The organism is Nonomuraea sp. NPDC000554 (assembly GCF_040300065.1).
Classification (GTDB): Bacteria; Actinomycetota; Actinomycetes; order Streptosporangiales; family Streptosporangiaceae; genus Nonomuraea.
Window position 1 is genome coordinate 1 of record NZ_JBEPDC010000034.1, and the last position, 20,433, is coordinate 20,433.

General features: G+C 71.1%; 15 protein-coding genes. 4 read left to right on the top strand and 11 right to left on the bottom strand.

What is annotated here, in order from left to right:
• From ABT294_RS42585 to ABT294_RS42600, 4 genes are all read right to left on the bottom strand, one after another.
• On the bottom strand, window positions 1–574 hold a 574-nt coding region (locus tag ABT294_RS42585; protein ID WP_502912214.1), incomplete at its 3' end, for a protein kinase family protein.
• A 21-nt stretch (window positions 575–595) separates the two neighbouring features.
• On the bottom strand, window positions 596–2,230 hold the full coding sequence (locus tag ABT294_RS42590; protein WP_350812163.1) for a serine/threonine-protein kinase: 1,635 nt from the start codon (window positions 2,228–2,230) through the stop codon (window positions 596–598).
• 111 nt (window positions 2,231–2,341) lie between these two features.
• Window positions 2,342–4,759: a serine/threonine-protein kinase gene (locus tag ABT294_RS42595; RefSeq protein WP_350812164.1), complete on the bottom strand. Its 2,418-nt coding sequence runs from the start codon at window positions 4,757–4,759 to the stop codon at window positions 2,342–2,344.
• 84 nt (window positions 4,760–4,843) lie between these two features.
• Window positions 4,844–5,482, bottom strand: coding sequence for a pyridoxamine 5'-phosphate oxidase family protein (locus ABT294_RS42600; RefSeq protein ID WP_350812165.1), 639 nt, complete (start codon window positions 5,480–5,482; stop codon window positions 4,844–4,846).
• A gap of 72 nt (window positions 5,483–5,554) precedes the next feature.
• Here ABT294_RS42600 and pdxR point away from each other — a divergent pair, with 72 nt between their 5' ends.
• The gene (pdxR, locus tag ABT294_RS42605; RefSeq protein ID WP_350812166.1) at window positions 5,555–6,976 is read left to right on the top strand and encodes a MocR-like pyridoxine biosynthesis transcription factor PdxR; all 1,422 of its coding nucleotides are present in this window, start codon (window positions 5,555–5,557) and stop codon (window positions 6,974–6,976) included.
• On the opposite strand, the gene ABT294_RS42610 is transcribed toward pdxR, so the two are convergent.
• Together ABT294_RS42610 and ABT294_RS42615 are read right to left on the bottom strand one after the other, a co-directional pair.
• Window positions 6,973–8,085, bottom strand: a complete 1,113-nt coding sequence (locus tag ABT294_RS42610) for a DegT/DnrJ/EryC1/StrS family aminotransferase (RefSeq protein ID WP_350812167.1) — start codon at window positions 8,083–8,085, stop codon at window positions 6,973–6,975. The two genes, pdxR and ABT294_RS42610, sit on opposite strands and share 4 nt — an antisense overlap.
• The gene (locus ABT294_RS42615) at window positions 8,082–9,119 is read right to left on the bottom strand and encodes a GNAT family N-acetyltransferase (RefSeq protein WP_350812168.1); all 1,038 of its coding nucleotides are present in this window, start codon (window positions 9,117–9,119) and stop codon (window positions 8,082–8,084) included. The genes ABT294_RS42610 and ABT294_RS42615 overlap by 4 nt, the downstream gene beginning before the upstream one ends.
• 198 nt (window positions 9,120–9,317) lie before the next feature.
• Between ABT294_RS42615 and ABT294_RS42620 the strand changes: the two genes are divergently transcribed.
• The 3 genes from ABT294_RS42620 to ABT294_RS42630 all read left to right on the top strand — a co-directional run bounded on the left by ABT294_RS42620 (window position 9,318) and on the right by ABT294_RS42630 (window position 12,598).
• Complete coding sequence (locus ABT294_RS42620) at window positions 9,318–10,352, top strand: phosphotransferase family protein (protein ID WP_350812169.1); 1,035 nt, start codon at window positions 9,318–9,320, stop codon at window positions 10,350–10,352.
• Window positions 10,349–11,098, top strand: a complete 750-nt coding sequence (locus ABT294_RS42625; RefSeq protein WP_350812170.1) for an SDR family oxidoreductase — start codon at window positions 10,349–10,351, stop codon at window positions 11,096–11,098. Before ABT294_RS42620 ends, ABT294_RS42625 begins: the two co-directional genes overlap by 4 nt.
• A gap of 99 nt (window positions 11,099–11,197) precedes the next feature.
• Window positions 11,198–12,598: a GH39 family glycosyl hydrolase gene (locus tag ABT294_RS42630; RefSeq protein ID WP_350812171.1), complete on the top strand. Its 1,401-nt coding sequence runs from the start codon at window positions 11,198–11,200 to the stop codon at window positions 12,596–12,598.
• Between the two features lie 7 nt (window positions 12,599–12,605).
• On the opposite strand, the gene ABT294_RS42635 is transcribed toward ABT294_RS42630, so the two are convergent.
• The 5 genes from ABT294_RS42635 to ABT294_RS42655 form a co-directional block, all read right to left on the bottom strand.
• Window positions 12,606–13,727 carry a DUF418 domain-containing protein gene (locus tag ABT294_RS42635; protein ID WP_350812172.1) on the bottom strand — a complete coding sequence of 374 codons (1,122 nt, stop codon included), beginning with the start codon at window positions 13,725–13,727 and terminating at the stop codon, window positions 12,606–12,608.
• Between the two features lie 150 nt (window positions 13,728–13,877).
• Window positions 13,878–17,348, bottom strand: a complete 3,471-nt coding sequence (locus tag ABT294_RS42640) for a hypothetical protein (RefSeq protein ID WP_350812173.1) — start codon at window positions 17,346–17,348, stop codon at window positions 13,878–13,880.
• A 32-nt stretch (window positions 17,349–17,380) separates the two neighbouring features.
• Complete coding sequence (locus ABT294_RS42645) at window positions 17,381–18,697, bottom strand: lipopolysaccharide biosynthesis protein (RefSeq protein WP_350812174.1); 1,317 nt, start codon at window positions 18,695–18,697, stop codon at window positions 17,381–17,383.
• The gene (locus ABT294_RS42650; protein ID WP_350812175.1) at window positions 18,690–19,487 is read right to left on the bottom strand and encodes a polysaccharide deacetylase family protein; all 798 of its coding nucleotides are present in this window, start codon (window positions 19,485–19,487) and stop codon (window positions 18,690–18,692) included. Before ABT294_RS42650 ends, ABT294_RS42645 begins: the two co-directional genes overlap by 8 nt.
• Entirely contained in the window at window positions 19,484–20,425 is a 942-nt protein-coding gene (locus ABT294_RS42655) for a glycosyltransferase family 2 protein (protein WP_350812176.1), read from the bottom strand. Before ABT294_RS42655 ends, ABT294_RS42650 begins: the two co-directional genes overlap by 4 nt.
• Window positions 20,426–20,433 lie beyond the last annotated feature (8 nt).

A 20,433-nucleotide genomic window follows, 5' to 3' on the forward strand; every position in this document is an offset into this window, starting at 1 on the left:
CCTGCGCGGTCGCCGCCGCCAGCCCGCGGGCCAGCGCCGCCCAGGACGCCGCGTCCCGCTCCGGCATGGACGTCTGCCCCCTGATCGCGTCCGCCAGGCCACGCTCGGAGAGCAGGGCCGCGCCCTCGGCCGTGACCACCACCGTGCCCGGATGCACCGAGCCGTGCGTGACGCCCGCCGCGTGCAGCGCGAGCAGCGTCTGCGCCGTCTCGGCCAGCACCGCCGCCGCGCCGCCCAGGTCGATCGGCCCGGCCGACAGCAGGTCCGACACGGTCGGGCTGACCGCCTGCGCGGTGAGCAGCCACACCTGGTCGCCCGCCGCCACCACGTCCGCCACCGGGATCAGGCCCGTGAGCCCGCCGAGCACGAGCCGCTGGTCGGTCATGACCGCCGCCACGACCCGGTCGCGCACGCCCGGCAGTCCGATGATCTTCGGGTCGAACAGCAGCGCTCCGGCCCGGCGGCCGTCGGGCGAGATCGCGTCGATCCAGTTGCCCAGCTCGGTGATCCAGGTGTGCTCGGTGAGCCGGAAGCCGGCGATCCCGTTCCTCGCGTTGTTGCTCGCGTTGTTCATCGCCGCCGCCCCCCAGCGCTGCTAGCGCCTCCGCCGGTGCCGTCCCGCCATACGGCGTTTCACCGCAAGTGTGACCGGAACCGTGCCGGACGTCACCAGGCCCAGCGCCAGCAGCGCCGCCGGGGTCGTGCCCGGCTGCTCCATCTCGGGCGCGGGCGTCGGCTCGCCGGGCACCCTGCCGGTGTTCGTCGGGGTCTCGCCGCCAGACGGCTCGGAGCTGGGCGGCGGGGTGTCGGGACGCGTGGGCTGCGGGGACGGCTGCTTGGGCGGGGTCGTCCCGGTGTTGTCCACCCCGGACTTACCGGTGAGCTCCGGGTCCGGCGACTCCGTGGGGGTCGCCTTCACGGTCGTTCTGACCGGCCTGGGGGTGGGCCTGACGGTCCTGGTCCTGCTCGGCTTGGGGGTGGGCGACTTGGTGGCGGGCTTCGGAGAGGAGGTGACGGCGATGGCCGGCGGCGTCGTGCGCTGTGTCGGCTGCGGTGTCGGCTTGTCCGGGGTGGGTGTGGGGTCGTCCTCCGACGGCTCCGTCGTCGGCTCGTCGGACGGCTCCTCGGTGGCGGACGGCTCGGTTCCCGGCGCGGCCGTGCTCGGCGTCGCCTGCGAGGTCTGCGCCTGCAGGACGGGGTTGACGTCGGTGGCCTTCACGAGCACCACGGCCACGCCGATCACCACGCCCAACGAGACGGTGCCTATCAGGATCTTCATCGGGAGCCTGCTCAGCAGCCCGGGAGGGTCGTCGAAGGTGGTCTCCGCGAGCGAGGTCTGCGCCTCGACCGGCGCCTCGGGCGCGCTGGGGAAGAGCAGGAGCAGCAGCCCCGCGAGCCTGGCCAGCCGGTGGCGGCCGCGCTCCTCCCAGTCGGGACCGTACGCCCTGTAGGCGACCTCTTCCAGCTCGGCCAGGAACGCCTCGGCGGACGACGGCCGGTCGGCGGGACGCTTGGCCAGGCCGCGCTGGACCAGCCCCTGCAGCGGCTCCGGCACCTCCTGGACCGGCGGCGGCGTGCTGTGGTGCTGGCGGGCGAGCGCCGCGACGTTGGACGCGCGGAAGGGACGGGCGCCGGTGAGGCACTCGAAGAAGACCACGGTGGCGGCGTAGACGTCGGTCGCGGGCGCGGCGGAGCCTCCCGACCACTGCTCGGGGGCCATGTAGGGCGGGGTGCCCGCGGCGCTCGTGCCCTCGCCCGCCCGGACCGCGATGCCGAAGTCGACGAGCTTGCTGGTGCCGTCGTCCTGCACCATCACGTTCTCGGGCTTGAAGTCGCGGTGCACGACGCCGATCGAGTGCGCGGCGGCCAGGCCCTGCAGCGAGCCCTTGAGCACCGCGAGCGCGGCTTCGGGCCCCGTGGGTCCCTCGGACCGCAGGATCTCCCGCAGCGACACCCCGTTGACCAGCTCCATGACGATGGCCGCGCCCTCGCTGCTCTCGACGTAGTCGATGAGCTGGGCGTTGTGCGGGGTGCGCAGCGTGCCGAGCAGGCGGGCCTCGTGCCGGAACCGGGCGACGAAGCTCACGTCGATTCTCAGCTGGTCGGAGAGGTACTTGATGGCGACCTCGGTGCCGTCGTGGTCACGCCGGGCGAGCACCACCCGGCCGCCGGCCCCGGTGCCGATCTCCCGGACCTCCGTGTAGCCGGGAACCCCCCACTGCCCATCCATAAGGTGCTCCTCGCGAGACGTCCGGGCCCCCACCCTCATCAGACGAACCGTAGCTTAACCAGCGGCAACCCTTTTCCCGCTACCAGTTCGGATAAGTCAGGAAATGTGACGTCAGTCGATGGTCCCCGGGGTTTCCGGCGCCGGCGTCTTCGGTTCCTCTGACTGGCAGTCAGGCGTCTGTCCGCCGCCCTTGTCGCCGCCGTTGTCCGCCTGCGGCCGGCTCGCCGCCTCCACCAGCCAGGACGTGCCGCAGGGCAGCTCGCCGAAGGTGTGGCTGACCACCTGGGAGTACTCCGTCCGTCCTGACAGCTCGAACGTCTCGGTGCCGGCGATCCTGCCGCCGACGGAGAACGAGACGTTCAGCCGGACCGGCTGCTCGTTGTCCGTGGTGACGGAAATCACGGCGGAGGCGACCCCGCGCGGGCTGAGCGAGGCCCGCGTGACCGTGATCCGCTTCACCCCGGGCGGGCAGGAGACCTCGGTCCGCGCGGTGGCCTGCCTGTCTCCCGCGCGCACCACGACCGACACGGTCGCGCCGCACGGGCGGGTCTTGAAGCCCTGGCTGAACAGCCTGCTGTAGGACGTGCGACCGGACAGGGTGGCGGAGCGGGTCCCGACCTCGTCCCCGTTGACGCGGAACGACACCGTGACGGGCACCGCGCCGGTGCCGCTGGTGACCACGCCGACCTGGGCCAGGGCGTCGCCTCCCGGCGGCGCGTCCATGCGGAGCGCCACCCGCAGCCCGGTCACCTCCGTCGGGCAGGGCGGCACGGCGGTGGTGGCCGTCCTGGAGCCGCCGGGGGCGGCGGGCGTGGTGGTGACGGTCAGCGTGACGTCCTGCCCGCAGGGACGCTCGTCGAAGGCGTGGGTGAGCGTGCGGGTGTAGGCCGGCGCGCCGCCGAGCCTGAGGCGCCGGGTCGCGACGGTGTCGCCCGCCACGGCCCAGGTCGCGGTCGCGGTGATGGGCGCGGTGCCGGTGGCGCGGACGGAGAACGTCCCGCTGGCCACGGAGTCGCCGTCGACCGTGAGCCCGCCCACGCTCAGCGCGGACACCGAGGTGACCGGCGTGGGCGTCACGGTCTGCGTGATCGTCGGCGTGACGGTGGGTGTCACCTTGGGCGTCGGCTTGGGCGTCACCTTCGGAGTCGCCTTCGGGGTCGCCTTGGGCGTCGCCTTCGGGGTCGGCTTGGGTGTGGCCGATCTGGTCGGCGTCCTCGTGACCGTCGGCGCGACGGTGGGCTTCGGCGTGCGCGTCGCCGGAGGCGGCACGACGGACTGCCGCCTGGTGCGGGTGGGCGGCGCCACGGCCGAGGGCTCGGCTGACGGGCTCTCCTCGGGGCTCGCCGTGTCGGACGGCGTCTCCGGCGGTGGCGAGGCCAGCTCGGCCGGGGCCTGCGAGGTGGGAGGTCCCGCCGCCGCCACGTCGAACGGCGTCGCGGCGCGTTCCCTGCTCGACAGCGCGACCACCGCGGCGATGGCCACGGCCGCGGCCAGGGTGACGCCCATCGCCATGCGCACGGCGTGGTGCCTGACCGCCCGTCCCACAGAACGGCCCATGGAACGGCTCGCCGAGCGGCCTGTCGAATGGCTGGACGAGCGGCGCCGCCGCACCCTGCGGAAGACCGTGCGCCCCAGGCTGGTCGCGACCTCCGCGGGCGGGGCCTGCGGGACGGGCAGCAGCAGGGCGAGCAGCGCCACCAGCGCGACCAGCCGCCGTTTCCCGCGCTCCTCCCAGTCCTCGCCGAACGCGGCCCTGGCCGTCTCCTCCAGCTCGCGGACGAACGCGTCCGCGCCGGCAGGCCGCGCCGCCGGGTCTTTGGCCAGCCCGCGCAGGAGCAGCGCGCGCACCGCCTCCGGCGCGTCGTGGACCGGGATCGGGGCGTGCTTGTGCTGGTAGCCGAGCACGCTCGGCTCGGTCGAGCGATAGGGGCGATGCCCGGTCAGGCACTCGAAGAAGGTCACCGTGGCCGCGTACACGTCCGTGGCGGGGGAGGCGGGGCGTCCCTCCCACAGCTCGGGGGCCATGTAGGGCGGAGTCCCCTCGGGGTGCGTGATCGTGCCCTGCCGCACGGCGACGCCGAAGTCGACGAGCTTGCTGACCCCGTCGTCCCTGACGACGACGTTCTCCGGCTTGTAGTCCTTGTGGACGACGCCGGCGCGGTGCGCCCTGGCCAGCCCGAGCAGCGAGCCCTTGAGCACGACCAGGGCCGCCTCCGGCCCCGTCGTGCCGTTCTCGCGCAGCAGGGCGCGCAGCGAGACGCCGTTGACCAGCTCCATCACGATGGCCGCGCCGTCGCGGGTCTGGATGTACTCCCACATCGTGGCGATGTTCTGGTCCCGTAACGTGGTCAGCAGCCGGGCCTCCGACTGGAACCTGGCCAGCGTCACCGGGTCGCGCAGCATCCTCTCGGAGAGGTACTTGACGGCGACCTTCACCCCGGTCTCGTCGTGCACCGCCAGCACGACACGACCGCTGACACCCGATCCGAGCTGCTTGACCTCGGTGTATCCGGGAGCGCTCCACTCCATGGCATCCCCCATCAGGAGTCGGCCCACCTGATGAGACGCGTGAGTTAGGAGCCGGGTTTGCCAGGTGGTTCCTGATTTATGGAACTACTCCCGGCCGCTGATGTGAACAGGTACATCGATACCTTCTGGGAGCACCTCGTCCGGTACCGGGTTGCCCCAGGCCGTCACCAGAGGCAGCACCCCGGCCCAGACGGGCAGCGCGTAGTCCTCCTCCTCGTCGTCGGGCCCGCCGCGCCGCATCTTGACGGACGCCTCCTCCAGCGACAGGGCCAGCACCGCCGTCGCGGCCAGCTCCTTGCGCGACGGCTTGCGCACGTACTCCCACTGGCCGGGGGCGAGCTGCTCGGTCAGGGCGCGGAGCCCCTCCAGCCGCTCCTCGGGGTCCGTCACCAGCCTGGCGTGGCCGTAGATGATCGCTGAGCGGTAGTTGAAAGAGTGATTGAACACCGAGCGGGCCAGCACCAGGCCGTCGACGTGGGTGACCGTGACGCACACCGCGCCGCCGCCGCCCGCGCGCAGCGACTGGGCGCCCGTGGAGCCGTGCAGGTAGAGAGTGTCGCCGATGCGGCCGTACCCCGTCGGCACCACCATCGGATGGCCGTCGACCACCACGCCCAGATGGCAGACGAGCCCGGTGTCGAGCACCTCGTACAGATCGTTCCTGTCGGTGCTGCCACGGTGCTTCTCGCGGCCGAGCGTGGTGCGGGGTGTGGTGGAGAGCATGCCGTCGACGCTAGTGCGAAAGTGGACCTATCCTATAGGGCCACTACCGACCGCTTCCCGGAGACCACTTCCGTGCGTACCCTCGTCGACCTGCCCGTATCCCTGTCGAGGGAGTCGTCCACGCCGCTCTCGGCGCAGCTTACGGACTGGCTGCGGCACGCCATGCTGGCGGGCACGCTCGCGCCGGGGGAGCGGCTGCCGTCCTCGCGCGGCCTCGCGGCGCAGCTCGCGGTCAGCCGGACCGTGGTCACGGAGGCGTACCAGCAGCTCTACGCGGAAGGCTGGTTGGAGGGACGACACGGCTCGGGCACCTTCGTGGCCCCGTCCGACACCCCGCGCAGGGAGATCCCCCGGGCGGCCCGGCATCCGGACGGCGTGTCCTCCGATCCATGGCGTCCGGAGGAACGGCGGACCGCGCCGCCGGGCGACCTGATCGATCTCACCCCCGGCACCCCCTGGGTGCGCGACTACGACAGGGCCGCCTGGAAGCGCGCCTGGCGCAGCGCCGGCGACCTCCCTCTCAGGGACACGTCCGACCCGTACGGCCTGCCGCGCCTCAGGGAGCTGCTCGCCGACCACCTGCGCCGGGCCAGGGCCGTGCCGGTCGGCCCGGAGAACGTCCTGGTCACCAGGGGCACCGGCAACGCCCTGGACCTGTGCGCCCTCGCCCTGCTGGGCGGCGGCGGGCGGGCCGGCGTCGAGGATCCCGGCTACCACGTGGCCCGCACCGTCTTCGCGGCCAGGGGAGCACGGGTCGTCCCCTGCCCGGTGGACGAGGACGGCGTGATCGTCGACGGGCTCCCGGAGGATCTCCGCGTCCTCTACACGACCCCCGCCCACCAGTACCCGCTCGGCGGCAGGCTGCCGATCCCACGCAGGGAACGCCTGCTGGCCTGGGCCCGGCGCACCGGCGCGACGATCGTGGAGGACGACTACGACGGCGAGTTCCGCTACGACGTGGCCCCGCTGCCCGCCCTCTACGGCCTGGACCCGTCGCGGGTGGTGCTGCTCGGCACCCTGTCCAAGACCCTGGCCCCGGACGTCGGCGTCGGCTGGCTGGTCGGCTCCCCCGACCTGTTGGCCAGGATCGCCGCCCTCAGGGAGAGCGTGTCGGACCGCACCAGCGGCCCCGTCCAGCAGGCCGTCGCGACCCTGCTGGAACGCGGCGACCTCGACCGGCACCTGCGCAGGATGCGCCTGGAGTACGCCCGCCGCCGCGCCCAGATCGTCGAGACCCTCGGCCCGGTCTGCCGGCTGCGCGGCGACACGGCCGGGCTGCACGTGCTGGCGGAACTGCCGTCGGACACCGTCCAGGGAGTCGTCGCCAGGGCCAGGGAGCGCGGCGTCCTGCTCGACAGCACCCAGCGCCACCACCACGGCAGGGAACGGCTGCACGGCCTGGTGATCGGGTACGGTTCCGCGTCGCTGGCGGACGTCCGGCGCGGCTGCCGGATCCTCGCCGACCTGATCGCCGGGCCACCGGCGGAGGGCTAGGCGGGCAGCAGCCGCTGGAGCACGGGCAGCGAGCGGGAGACGTACAGCGGGTCGACCGGCAGCACGTGCCGCGCCCACCAGCGGGCGGGCTCCGGATCGGGGGAGGCGTCGCAGTAGCCGGGGGCGTAGTCGTCGTACGGCGGGTCGTAGAGGTAGCCGGTCGCGACGCCGTTCCGCTCCAGCTCGGCGATCGCCGCGTCGCGGTCGCGCACCAGCAGGGGGACGCGGAACAGGGGCTGGTCCAGGTTGTCGCGCACCGCCTGGGCGACCGTGGGCAGCTCGGCCAGCCGCCGCACGCCCGCCAGCCTGCGCTCGCGGACGCGGACGCGGGGGACCTTGGCCAGCCGCCTCGACTGGTACCAGGTCGCGAGCGCCCCCCGCCGGGCGCGGTAGTCGTGCAGGTCGGCCCGGACCCAGGGGTCGAACGGCGGCAGCGAGGGCACCTGCTTCATGGCGGCGTCGAGGGCGTCGCGGCGCAGCGCGATGCGGTAGCCGTCGCGGGCCTCCTGCATGCCCAGCGCGCGCATCGCCTTGAGCGCCGGGCGGACCAGGTTGAGGGTGAGCGCCGCCTGCCTGGCCATCGAGCCGGCCACGGCGACCAGTTCCGCGCGGAACGCGCCGGGTTCGAGCAGCTGGTCGCGGGCGCGTTCCAGGGCGCGCAGGTCCAACAGGTCCGCCACCGCCAGGACGCCGCCGGAGCCGGCGCCCGGGTGCTTGGACAGGCTGAAGACCCCGGCCTGGCCGAACGTGCCGAGGGGCCGCCCGCCGACCGTGGTTTCGAGGGCGTGCGCCACATCCTCGATCAGGATTTTTCCGGCATAGGCGGATACGTCGTCAGGCAGCCCGTACAGGTTGGTCGTCAGGACGGCGTCCACCTCGGAGAGGTTCACCCGGGACGCGTCGATGTTGCCGTCGCGACGCGACAGCGGCGCGATCACCGGGCGCAGCCCGGCCGCCAGCACCAGGAAGAGGATCTCGTCGGCCGAGACGGGGGACATCAGCAGCCGCTGCCCCGGCGTGCACCAGTGGCGCAGCGCCAGGTACAGGCCGAGCCGGTTGGACGGGAGCGTCAGGCAGTGGCGTCCGGTGCGCTCCGCGATCGGCCTCACGACTGGAAGACGGTGCGCAGCCGCCCGAACGTCTTGAGCGCGCGGTCGGCCGTCCTGTGCAGCACCGGGTTGGCCAGCACCGTGGCCCGCGTCTTACGGACGGGCACCCGCATCATCCAGTGCAGCGCCGCCGACGGCCTGACTCTGGCCACCCGGCCCTCGGCCACCTGCAGTTGGGCGTTCTTGAGCTTCTCCTTGTACTCCTTCTGGCCCCGGCCCATGTCGATCATCTGGATGCCCGACTCCGCGGCCCGCTCGGCCATCGCCAGGTGGTGGATCAGGCCGGGCGAGGACTTGGCGTACTGCGTGTCGTACGCCGGGAACCAGCCCGCCAGCGTGGTGCGGGTGCGGAGACCGAAATGCCCGGCCATCGGCTCGCCGTCGACGTAGATCATGTCGAGGACCCCGGCGAAGCCCGGCGTCTGCGTGGCGAGCAGCCGTTCCACCAGCTCGACGATCCACTGGTGGGCGAACCTGTCAGTGCGGCCCGTGCGCCGGTACTGGTCGGTCTTCCAGCCGAGCAGCGTGCGCAGCGGTTCGAGGTCGGTCGTCGCGTAGTCGTGTCGGATCGGTCCAATGTCGCGCTGGAGCTTGCGGGACTTGGCCAGCGTGGACTTGTAGGTCTTGCCGGAGTGCTCGCGCAGGAAGTCGGTGTACGCCGGGTAGCCGTCGCGCAGGTCGATGGCGGGAGAGGGGTGGCGCTCGTGCCGCTCGGAGAGCAGCGGCTGGCCGGAGACGAGATGGTCGAACTCGTAGACCGACAGCCCGCAGTCCCTGATCAGCCGCCGCGGGTCGAGCTCCAGGTCCTTGACGTGGACGAGGCCCTGCGCGTCGGTCAGCCCCGCCGCGACCGGCTTGCCGATGCCGAACGGGTGTCGTTCGAAGGGGAAGAACCCGACGATCTCGGGGCCGTCGTAGAGGACCCCGACCCGGACCATGTCACGCAGCTCGCCCACCGTGATCGTGAACTCGGGCGAGAGGAACGGATTGTCGAAGGACGCGTCGGCCTCCTGCAGTGCCCTCCATCGGCTCACTTCAGGTTTCCCAAGGTCGCGGGGGTGAACGACTGTGACGCGCATGGGCTCCTACTGTCAGCATACTTTCAGGAAAGCATGCACGGAGGCGTATACGCCCAGGTTAAAGGATCTAAACAGTGATCGCTCCCACCCCCTCGGACTGTTACGCAATTCTCAGCTAGCTTTCAGGGCCGAGTGTCGTCCTAATGTGGGTCCATGACCGTACCTGGGATTGACTGGCCACGGCTGGTCACGTGGCTGGGCGCGCACGTGCCCGACGCGGGCGAGCCCCTGTCCGTCTCGATGATCTCCGGCGGAAAGTCTAACCTGACCTATCTCGTGGAGGCCCGCGACCGCCGGGTGGTGCTGCGCCGCCCGCCGCTCGGGCACGTCCTGCCGACCGCGCACGACATGCGGCGCGAGTGGCGGGTCATCTCCGCGCTGGCCTCGACGCCGGTGCCGGTCCCGGAGCCGGTCGCCTTCTGCGCCGACGAGGACGTCATCGGCGCGCCGTTCTACCTGATGGGCTACGTCGACGGCGCGGCCGTGCGCACCAGGGAGGAGCTCGGCGAGCCTGGCGCCGAGCACACCAAGCGGCTGTCCGAGCGGCTCTCCGAGGTGCTGGCGGCCATCCACGCCGTCGACTACCGCGAGGTCGGCCTGGCCGATTTCGGACGTCCGGAGGGCTACCTGGCCAGGCAGCTCGACCGCTGGTGCCAGCAGTGGGAGCGGTCGAAGACCGCCGACCTGCCGGAGTTCGACCGGCTGGTGTCGAGGCTGCGCGCGCGCATGCCGTCCGGCTCCGCCTGCACGCTCGTGCACGGCGACTACCGGCTCGACAACACCCTGGTGCGGCTCGCGCCGCGGCCCGAGATCCTGGCGGTGGTCGACTGGGAGATGTCCACGCTCGGCGACCCGCTGGCCGACCTCGGACTCACGCTGACCTACTGGCAGGACCCCGGCGACGAGGAGCGGGCCGGAATCCCGGTGGCGGGGGACGTGACTCTGGCCCCCGGTTTCCTCAACGCCACCGAATTCGCCACCCACTACGGAAAAGCCTCGGGTCGCGATATTTCGGATCTTGGGTTTTATGTGGCTTTCGGTGGCTTCAAGCTCGCGGTCATCGTGGAGGGTATCCACGCCCGCTTCCGTCAGGGTAAGACCGTGGGGGAGGGGTTCGAGAACATCGGCTCCGCCGTCCCGACCCTGATCGCCCGCGCCCACCGCATGCTCGACCGGGAGGACTCGTGAGTAGCGTTGCACTGATCACCGGAGCGGCGAGCGGCATCGGCGCCGCGGTGGCCCGCAGGCTGTCCGCCGGAGGCGCCAGGTGCGTCCTCGTCGACGTCGACGGCGAGGGCGTCGAGCGGGTCGCCAAGGAGATCGGCGGCGTGTGGCTGGCCGCGGACGTCAGCGACGAGGAGGCCTCCCACCAGGCCGTCGCCCTCGCCGAGGAGACCCACGGGCGCCTCGACCTGGTCCACCTCAACGCCGGGATCTCCGGCGGCGTCGATCTGGCCGCCTTCGACCTGGCCCGCTACCGCAGGATCGTCGGCGTCAACGTCGACGGCGTCGTCTTCGGCGTCACGGCCGCGGTGCCGCTGCTGAAGCGGTCGGGCGGCGGCGCGATCGTGGTCAGCGCGTCGCTGGCCGGGCTGGTCGGCTACGGCGGCGACCCGATCTACACCATGACCAAGCACGCCGTGGTGGGGCTCGTCAGGGCCCTGGCCGTGCCGCTGTCGAAGGAGAACATCAGGATCGGCGCGGTCTGCCCCGGCTTCACCGACACCCCGCTCGTGGCCGGCACACGGGAGGTGTTCGTCAACGCCGGATTCCCGCTGCTTTCGGCGGATGATGTGGCCGCCGCGGTCGAATCCGCCTTCTACGCGGAGGAACCAGGAACCCTCCTCGTCGTGCAACCGGGCAGGCAGCCGGTGCCGTACCGTTATGCCGGGGTGCCCGGCCCGGCCGGTCATCAACGGCCGCCGGCTACTTGAACGACGGCAAGTAATTTGCAAGTCCGACAGATACCGTTATAAAGGCCGGGGCTATGCAACCCGGCCTTTCCTTTGTCCACGCGTGTGAAGGAGCGTCCCGTGATTCCCAATGACGGTCGTCATGCGCGTAGACGGTCTCCCTGGCCGATCGCGGTGGGCGCGGGCGTCCTCGCCGTGGCCCTCGTCGTGGCGATCATGGTGTACGCCGGGAACCGGGTCGGCTCGAGAGACGGCTCCGGAGACGGATACAAGGGCGGCGAGGTGGCCCAGGTCGGGCCCAGCGAGCCCGCGCCCACGCTGCAGCAGCCGCCCCAGATGGAGAACTGGCCGCGCTGGGGCGTCACCCACACCCAGTACAGCGCCGACAACACCCCCCGCGAGCTCACCGAACGGGCCGGCGACATCCTGGCCCGCGTCCCGATGCTGCAGAACCAGCACGTCATGGGCTGGGGGGTGGGCAACCCCGAGCCGAGCCCCGGTCAGTACAACTTCCGCGACCTCGACCGGCGGCTGAGGTTCATGTCGTCCTCGCGGGCCCTCCCCGTCATCACGCTGTGCTGCGCACCCGACTGGATGAAGGGCGGCCAGGCCGGGCGCACCGACTGGAGCAAGAACGACACCGTCGCCCCGAAACGGGAGAACTTCGACGACTACGCCCAACTGGCGGCCAAGGTCGCCAGGCAGTACCCGACCGTCAAGTACTTCCTGGTCTGGAACGAGTTCAAGGGCTTCTGGGACCCGTCCACCAGCCGCTGGGACGCCGAGGGCTACACCGAGCTGTACAACAAGGTGTACGACGCGCTGAAGAAGGTGAGCGGCGACATCCAGGTCGGCGGTCCCTACATCCCGATCGAGAGCCACGCGCGCGCCTCCGCGTCCGAGCTGAGCGGCCCGTGGGGCACGGTCGACCAGCGCGCGCTCGACGCGATCGAGTACTGGATCGAGCACAAGAAGGGCGCCGACTTCGTCGTCGTCGACGGCGCCTCGATGACCAACGATCGGGCCAACATCCCCGACGACTTCGGCGCGCAGGCCAAGTTCAGCGCGATCACCACCTGGCTCAGGCAGAAGACCAACGACATGCCCGTGTGGTGGGCCGAGTGGTACGTCGAGCCCGAGAACGCGGGCTGGAGCGAGGAGAAGCGCACCGCGGTCCAGGCCACGACCCTGATGGAGTTCGCCAAGAGCGGCGTGACGACGGCCCTGTACTGGAACCCGCAGCAGAAGTCCGGCGCCGACTGCCGCGGCTGCCTCTGGACCCCCGACAGGGGCGAGGAGATGCCGATGGCGGGGCTGCTGAGCGGCTTCACCCGGTGGTTCCCCGCAGGGGTCAAGCTCGACGAGGTCCAGTCCTCCAACCCGAAGATCAGGGTGCTGGCGCAGGAACGCCAGATGGTCATGGTCAACACCTCTGACGCGCCCGTCACCGCCGACGTCGGCGGCAAGCAGGTCACCTTCAAGCCGTACGAGATCAAGTGGAGCGGCCGCGGCGACGGCTGAGCCGCGGTCAGGGGGTGGTCGAGGTGTGACGGGCCCGGTGCACGGCGCCGGGCCTGTTCCAGTACGTGAGGAAGCGCAGCAGCCACTCCACCGGCCCGTACCGGTGCCCGCGCAGCCACCAGTGGCTGTAGAGCACCTGCGCGGCGAAGACCCCCAGCGCGATCAGCACCTGCCAGGGCGGGGCGACCCGGTCCACGAGCGCCAGGCCGTACCCGGTGAAGATCAGGCAGCAGATCAGCGACTGCCCGAGGTAGTTCGACAGCGCCATCCGTCCCGGCATCGCCAGCAGCCTGCCGACGCGCGGCATGTGGGGCAGCAGCCGCAGGAACGTCGCCGCGTACGCCGCCGCCAGGAGCGGCGCGGTGACCAGGTCCACCGCCTCGCCGAGGAACTTGTGCACGGTCCCGTTCCAGGCCGACTGCGTGTAGACGAACGCGCCCGCCACGCCGACCGTGAAGCCGACCCACTGGAGCTTGCGCAGCGCCGAGGTGTGCGCGGAGATGTCGCGCAGCGCCCCCAGCTTGCCGACGGCCAGCCCGATCAGGCAGGCGGCCAGCACCGCGGGCCCCTGGAAGAGCACCCGCAGGACGACGATCAACGACAGCTTGCGGACGTGCTCGGACACGATCTGGACGGCCGAGCCGCCCAGCGCCTGGTCCGACTTGATGGCCTCCATGGCGCCGTGCGAGACCGTGCCGGCCATGTCCAGGCCCAGCACCGCCAGCAGGGCCAGCAGCATGAAGCCCAGGGCCAGCAGACAGGTCAGGACGACCGCCAGCACGACGGCCGACTTGGGAGTGATCCGGCGCAGCACCAGCAGCGCCAGCCCGACCGCCGCGTACGTGGTCAGGATGTCGCCGGGGAACAGCAGCACGGCGTGCGCCAGGCCGATCAGGAACAGCCCGCCCAGGCGCCGGAGGAACATCGGGACGAACGCCCTGCCCTGCCGCACCGCCGAGTCGAGCTGCAAGGTGAAGCTGTAGCCGAACAGGAACGAGAACAGCAGGTAGAACTTGTTCTCGAAGAACATGGTGATGACCCACCGGACGACCCAGTCGACCGATGAGTTGAACGCCGGTTCCGCCATCCCGGCCATCCGGTAACCGGAGGCCAGGAAGGCGATGTTCACCAGGAGGATTCCCAGGAGTGAGAACCCGCGAAGAGCGTCGACGGAAGTGATCCGAGACGCCGCAAGTCGGCCGTCATTCATCGCGCGATGTGTCTCCTGCGTCCTCATCAGCGAACATCATCCCGCACAAACTGAGAGTTTCCTGTGAATTTAGTTATTTACTGCGATGTAGACGAATCGCTCGATGATCACCGCAACCGCCACCACGAAGGCCGGAATTGCCACGAAGAGCAGGCGTTTTCTGGCGCGCGGAGCCCGATTCGGCCCGTTGAGGCGGATCACTTCGTAACCGAACAGAGACACCCAGGTGACAGCGAGCGCGCCGAGGCCGACCGGCGTCCACGGCGAGGTGGGGTCGCCACGGCCCTTGTACGGCTGCGGTTCCGGGATCTCCGTGCCCTTCACGAACTTCTTCAGCGTGTACAGCGCCGCGTCGTCGTTGGAGAAGACCTTCTTCAGGTCCGGTGAGGCGTCGAGCGCCGCCCTGAACTTCGGCCCCCAGTCGGCCGGGAAGCCCTCGTTGAGCTGGAGGTAGCTGACCTGCCCCAGGCTGACCGCGAGGTAGGTGTTGCGTGGCGACGCCTTCAGCTTGGCCACCGCGCCGGCGATCTGCTTCGGGTCCTTGTAGACACGCGCCTGGCCGTTGAAGTTGACCAGGTCGACGTCCCGCTCACCCCACGGGAGCGTGGGCGTGACGTTCTGGCTCTCCTCCGGCACCAGGTACACCACCCGGGCGCTCGGTTTGTCATGCTGGTAGACGTAGTGCATCGCGGCGATCTCGCCGGACGTCACCCGCTCGAACTTCTCGTTGCCGTACCGGGCGACCAGGAACGCCATCGCGAACAGCACCGCGAAACAGGCCGCGAGCACCACGCTGATCCGCTTGGTCAGCTCCGGGTTGAACCGGACGTTCCGCCTGCGGATCGGGACGGTCTCCTCCCGGACGTCCGCGCTGTCGGCGGGCAGATTCGGGAAGAACGCGTACGCGGCCAGCAGGCAGGCGCCGGGCAGCGCGAACATGTAGATGCGCAGCCCGATCTCGCCGCCGTAGCTCTGCAGCCCCAGCGCCAGCACCGGCACGCAGAGCAGGATCAGCGCCGCCCTGTCGAACACCCCCCGCCGCAGCCGCCGCAGCAGGCCCGTCGCCGCCAGCGCGAGGATCACCACCAGGATGCCCAGCCGCGCCTTCAGCACCAGCGCGTGCGCCGGGTCGCTGCCCGCGATGCGGTCGCCGGTGTTGCTCTGGATGTTGTCGAAGATCCGGCCCAGGCCGCCGAAGATGGCGTCGATCTGGCCGGCCCAGAACCCCACCGTTTCGTAGCTGATCCAGGCCGCCACCACCAGGCCGAAGAAGAACGGCAGCGCCCACGTCAGTGAGGTCCGCTTGACCAGCAGGAACGCCGTCACCACGCCCAGCATCATGAACGGCGTGATCTGGTGCGAGGCCGTCGCCGCGAAGAACAGCGCGATCAGCATGAGCAGCATCAGCAGCTTGTCGGCCCGGAACGTGCCGGTGTTGGCCAGCTCGCCGGGCGTCATCGCGTCCAGGCGGCCGAGCAACTTGCGCAGGCCCTTCGGGGCGATCGGCTTGGTGCGCGGCTCGACGCGTCCGAACCAGCGCAGCAGGATCGCCACGAACGCCAGGTACAGGGCGAACGTGAAGCCCTGCGGCGAGAAGTAGTCCTGGCCGATCCACTGCACGAGCACGAACAGCAGCGCCGCGAACCAGCGCGCCCGGGTGGTCGCCACCACCTGGCGCAGGATCAGCACGAACGGCAGCAGGTAGAGCAGGTTCGACAGCAACGGAGTCCACTGCAGGACCGTCGTCATGTCGGAGATGCCCGCCGCCTTCGTCACGAAGGCGAACAGCGCGAAGAAGCCCGGCCAGCCCATGCGGGCGTCGATGTTGATCGCCGTCTCGCCGGTTCTGCCGATGAACTCCACGAAACCGGCGTGAATGTACGCCGTGGGGAAGCGCGGCTCGGTCGCCACCAGCGCTCCCGCGCCGTGCAGGGCGAACGTGATGGCCGCGATCTGGAACAGCAGCAGGAACTTGCGGTCGGTCCTCTGGGCGACGGTGACGAAGAACGACACCAGCATGATCAGGATCGCCGCGAACGCGCTCAGCGGCAGCGCCGCGATCAGGCCCAGGCCGTTGATGTCGGCCGGGTTCACCCCGCGCAGCGGACCCGGCGCCGCCTTCAGCGCCAGGACGTACATGATCAGGCCCTCGAGCGTGAGCAGCACGGGCAGCCACTTGGGGGCGCTCTGCACCAGCGCCGCCAGCCCCCGCGCCCGTGGCGCCTTGGCGGGCCCGGAGGCGGCGGGGGGCGCCTTGGTGGCGGGGGCCTCCGCGGGCGTCCCCTTGGTGGCCTGTGGGCCCGTGAGGGGTGTCTTGGTGGGCGGGGACTGCGGCCCGGTGGGCGCCCCCTTGCCGGGCAGCCGGACGGCGGCCGTCACCTCGGCCGCGGACGCCTCCGAGAGCCCCGCCTCACCCCCTTCGGCCGCGCCCGAGACAGCCGGAGCCCCGCCCGGGGCAGTCGCGCCCAGGGGAGTGGCATCCGAGAGGGCCGCGCCTGACGGAGTCGCGTCCGAGGAGGTCGCGCTCGGGGAAGTGGCGTCAGAGGAAGGGGTGCCTGGGGGAGTCACGCTCTGGGGCACCGCGTCGAAGGGCTGCGTTCCCGCGGCGGACAGGTCCCCAGGCGCGCCCTCGGGGCGCTCTGCCTCACCGGCAGGCGTTCCTTCGGACGCCGAGCCCTGTGCGCCAGGCGGAGGCGGCTCATCCGGATCGCCGGGCGTTTCGGCGACGGGCTTGTCGGGTTGCGTGGCCTCGTCGGCCGTGGGCGGGCTGCCGATGTGCAGCGGAGCCAGCCTCGGGAGGCGTATCTGCGTCGTCGTGTCCGCGTCACCGCTGTGGGCCGCGTCCTCCCCGTCGCTTCCGTCGCCTGCGTCAGCCGCGTCGCCGTTGTCGCCGGTGCCGGTCGGCTTGTTCGCTTCGTGCGCGGTGCCCGCGTTGTCACTCGTTTCGTTCGCGGAGCCTACGTCGGTCGGCTTGTTCGCCTCGCTCGCAGTCGCCGCGTCGGTCGGCTTGTTGGCCTCGCTCGCAGTTGCCGCGTCGGTCGGGTTGCTCGTGCCGGGCGCGCCGGACGGTTCGGTGGCGTCGCTCGTGGTGGACACGTCTGCCGATTCGACCGGGTTGGGCGCGTCGCTCTCGGTCGGTGCGTCCGTCAGGTCGGCTGCTTCGCTCTCGGTGGGCGCGCCGACAGGATCGGGCGTGTCGCCATCGGGGCGCTCGCCCTCGGTCGCGCCGGTGGGAGCGTCCGCGTCGGTGCGGTCCGCCGGGTCGCCGGCGTCGTCAGCGCCCCGCTCGACAGCCCCCTGCTCGTCGGCGGCTCCCTCGTCGGCGTCGGCCTTCGGGGTGTCGGAGGCGGCGTCGGACGGGGCGCCGGAGGGCTCGGAGTCTGAGGTGTCCGGCTCGTTGGGGGAGTCGGCGGGGCTGTCCTTGGAGGGGGCGAATGTCAGGCGGGGGATCACTCCCGTCGCCTCCGGATCGAAGGCCACGCCTGATTCCTCCCCCGTGTCCCCCTTCAGGTCGGAGGAGCCGCTGATGCCCGTTGTCATGCCATCGCCGTCCCGTTGCCTCACGTTGACCATCATGAGGCCCCGGGCGACCCCTGAGCGACGCTCGGCTGCCCGGTCTGGTGGTAGTTGAGTATTTTGCGTAGTGATCTGAAGATCAAAAGCGCTACCAGCAGCTCACTGAGCAGCAGCCCGTACCCGACCGCGTTGACCCCGAAGGTCGGGAACAACGCGACGGTCGACACGAGCACCAGCCCCGCCAGCCCCATCTGGACGAGGGCGAGCTTCCTGGCCTCGCTCTGCGCCCGGAGCGCGCTCAGATAGACCTCGATGAGCACCCTCGGCAGCACGGCCAGCGACATGAGCCGCAGCAGCGTCGTCCCCTCGTCGGCGAACTCCGTGCCGAAGATGGTCAGGATCAGCGGCGCCCCCGCGATCGCCACCACGATGATCGGCACAATGATCATGAAGGCCCGCCGCAGCGCTCTGCGGCAGTTCTCGGCCAGTTGCGACCGCTCGAAGGACCCCTCGACGGTCAGCGACACTGCCATGTTCATCGCCAGCAGCTCGATCATGCTGGCCAGCGTGTGCGCCATCGAGAAGCGGCCGAACGTGGCCTCACCCACCTGGGTGGCCACGACCACCGGCACGAGGTAGACGATCGCCAGGATCGACAGCGTGCCGGGGAAGTCGCCCGCCAGGAAGCGGCCCACCTCGCGCAGCCTCGGCGGCTCGACCACGTCCTTGGTCTGCTTCACGTGCCGGGGGACGACGACGCCGAAGATCAGCCAGTTCACCGGGATCAGCGCGAGCGCCGTCGGCACCATCCAGGAGACGAAGATGCCGCCGTCGGGGAGCGCGCTGGCCATCGCGACCAGCAGCCCCATCTTGACCACGCCGAAGACCAGGTTGTTCAGCGGCACCCAGGTGGCCTTGCGCAGGCCGGTCAGCACCACGTCCTGGAGGGTGAAGACCGCCCAGACCAGCACGGAGCCGAGGAAGAACAGCCCGGGCCCGAAACCGCCGAGCACCGAGTACGTCTTGCCCCACAGCGGCAGCGTCAGCAGGAAGCCGATCGCCGCCACCCCGCCTGTCGCGGCGGCCAGCCCGTACCCGCGCAGGATCAACTCGGGCGTGCGGCGGCCCGCCACCGGCAGGAAGCGGGCCAGCGCGCCCACGAAGCCCAGCGCGGTCAGCGACGCGAACAGCCGCATCAGCGTGATCACCGCCTGGCCGCGGCCGAACTCCTCCGGCGTGAAGAAGTGCGCCGCGAGCAGCCAGTACCCCATGCCGAGCGTCGCCGTGATGGCCGTGTTGGCCATGAGCGCGTAACCGTTGCGGAACAGCGGGTTACGCAGGTCGCGCAGGATCCGCCGTCGGATGCTAGACATTTCCGCGCACCCGCCGCAGGCCGTACCTGGTGCGCCTGACGACCGCGTAGCCCTTGGTGAGGACCCGCTCCCGCAGGTAGATGAGGGGTACGGCGCTGCCCTCCACGGCACGCCTGAACATGCTCATGGTGGTGTGCCTGGCGACCGTCAGCCGCGGGATGGCCAGCATGTCGTGCCGGTCGGCGGCGATCGTGTTGTTCACGGCGCACGCCGCGAAGTACCCGGCCTTGCGCACCTCACGGCGGACCCGGGCGCTGGAGTACCCGTACGGGTAGGCCATGGTGGCGACCGGCGCGCCGATCTTCTCCTCCAGCAGCCCCTTGTTCCTGCGCAGCTCCTGCCGCAGGTCCTCGGTGCGGAGCTGGTCGAGCTGGGGATGGCTGTGGCTGTGGCCGCCGATCTCGATGCCGGTCTGGGCGGCCTCGCGGGCCTGGGTCCAGGTGAGCATCTCGTCCAGCGCCCTGCCCGCGGCGTCGTCGCCCGCGTCGGCGACCCAGCCGCTGGTCAGGAAGACCGTGGCGGGGAAGCGGTAGCGGTCGAGCAGGGGCAGGGCGTGCGAGTGGAAGTCGGCGTAGCCGTCGTCGAAGGTGATCACGATGGGCTTGGACGGCATGCCGGTGTTCTTGTTCCGCGACGCAACCAGGTCGCCGAGCGTCATCGGGGTGAAGCCGCTCTCCGACAGGTAGGCGAGCTGGTCGGCCAGGTCGGAGGGGCGTACCGAGTGCGGCTTGGTCTCCTCGTTGGGCCGGTCGGTGACCGAGTGGTACATCAGGATGGGGACCCGGATCATGACCGCGCCCCTCTCAGGCGCGCGGAGCCGACCACGTACCCCCAGGTGGTCCAGGCCAGCCCGATCACGATCGCGGCGGCCCTGCCGAGCCCGCCCACATCGCCCCGCAGCGCCTCGCCGACGCCACGGAGCGCGCCGAGCGGCAGCGTCTTCAACGCGTGCGCCCGCTCGCTGGCCAGGCCGTCCTGGGTGCCGACCTCCCGCGTCACCAGGGCCTTCGACAGCCCTTCCGCGTAGCACCTGGACCTGAAGTAGGCGAACCCCTCGCGCTGCCGCGACACCTTGTGCCCGATCACCGCCCGTGGTTCGAACAGCATGACCGAGCCGGGCTTGCGCTGGCTCAGCCTGATGCAGAACTCCGTCTCCTCACAGCCCAGCGGCCTGCTCTTGCGCCCCTGGACACTGCGTCCGATGCCGCTGTGGAAGCCGCCGACCTCGGACACGACGTCGCGCAGGAAGGCCGCGTTGCCTCCCATCACGTTCCTGATGGGCGCCCTGACCGCGGGCATGCCGCGGTAGGTGCAGCCCACCGTCCAGTCGAACTCGTACGGGAACCATCGCGGCCTGCGCTCGGACGACCACAACGGGTCGGTGCGACCACCCACGCCGACGACGCCCGGATCCTGGAAGCCCTCCTCCAAAGCCTCCAGCCAGCCGGGGTCGGCGACCGCGTCGTCGTCGAGGAACGCGACGACCTCGCCGGTGGCCGTGGCCACGCCGGTGTTCTTGCCGCCGGACAGCCCCTGCTCATGCGTGTTCTCCACCACGATGGCCTGTGGATACGCGCGCTTGAGCTTCAGGAGCAGTTCCGGGTTGTGGTCGACGACCAGGATCAGCTCGTGCGGCCGGCGTCGCTGGTTCTCGACCGACTCGACCGCCTGCCTGATGTCCTCCCAGCGCTCCTCGGTGTAGACGCAGATGACGACAGACGTGTTCACTGCTTGCC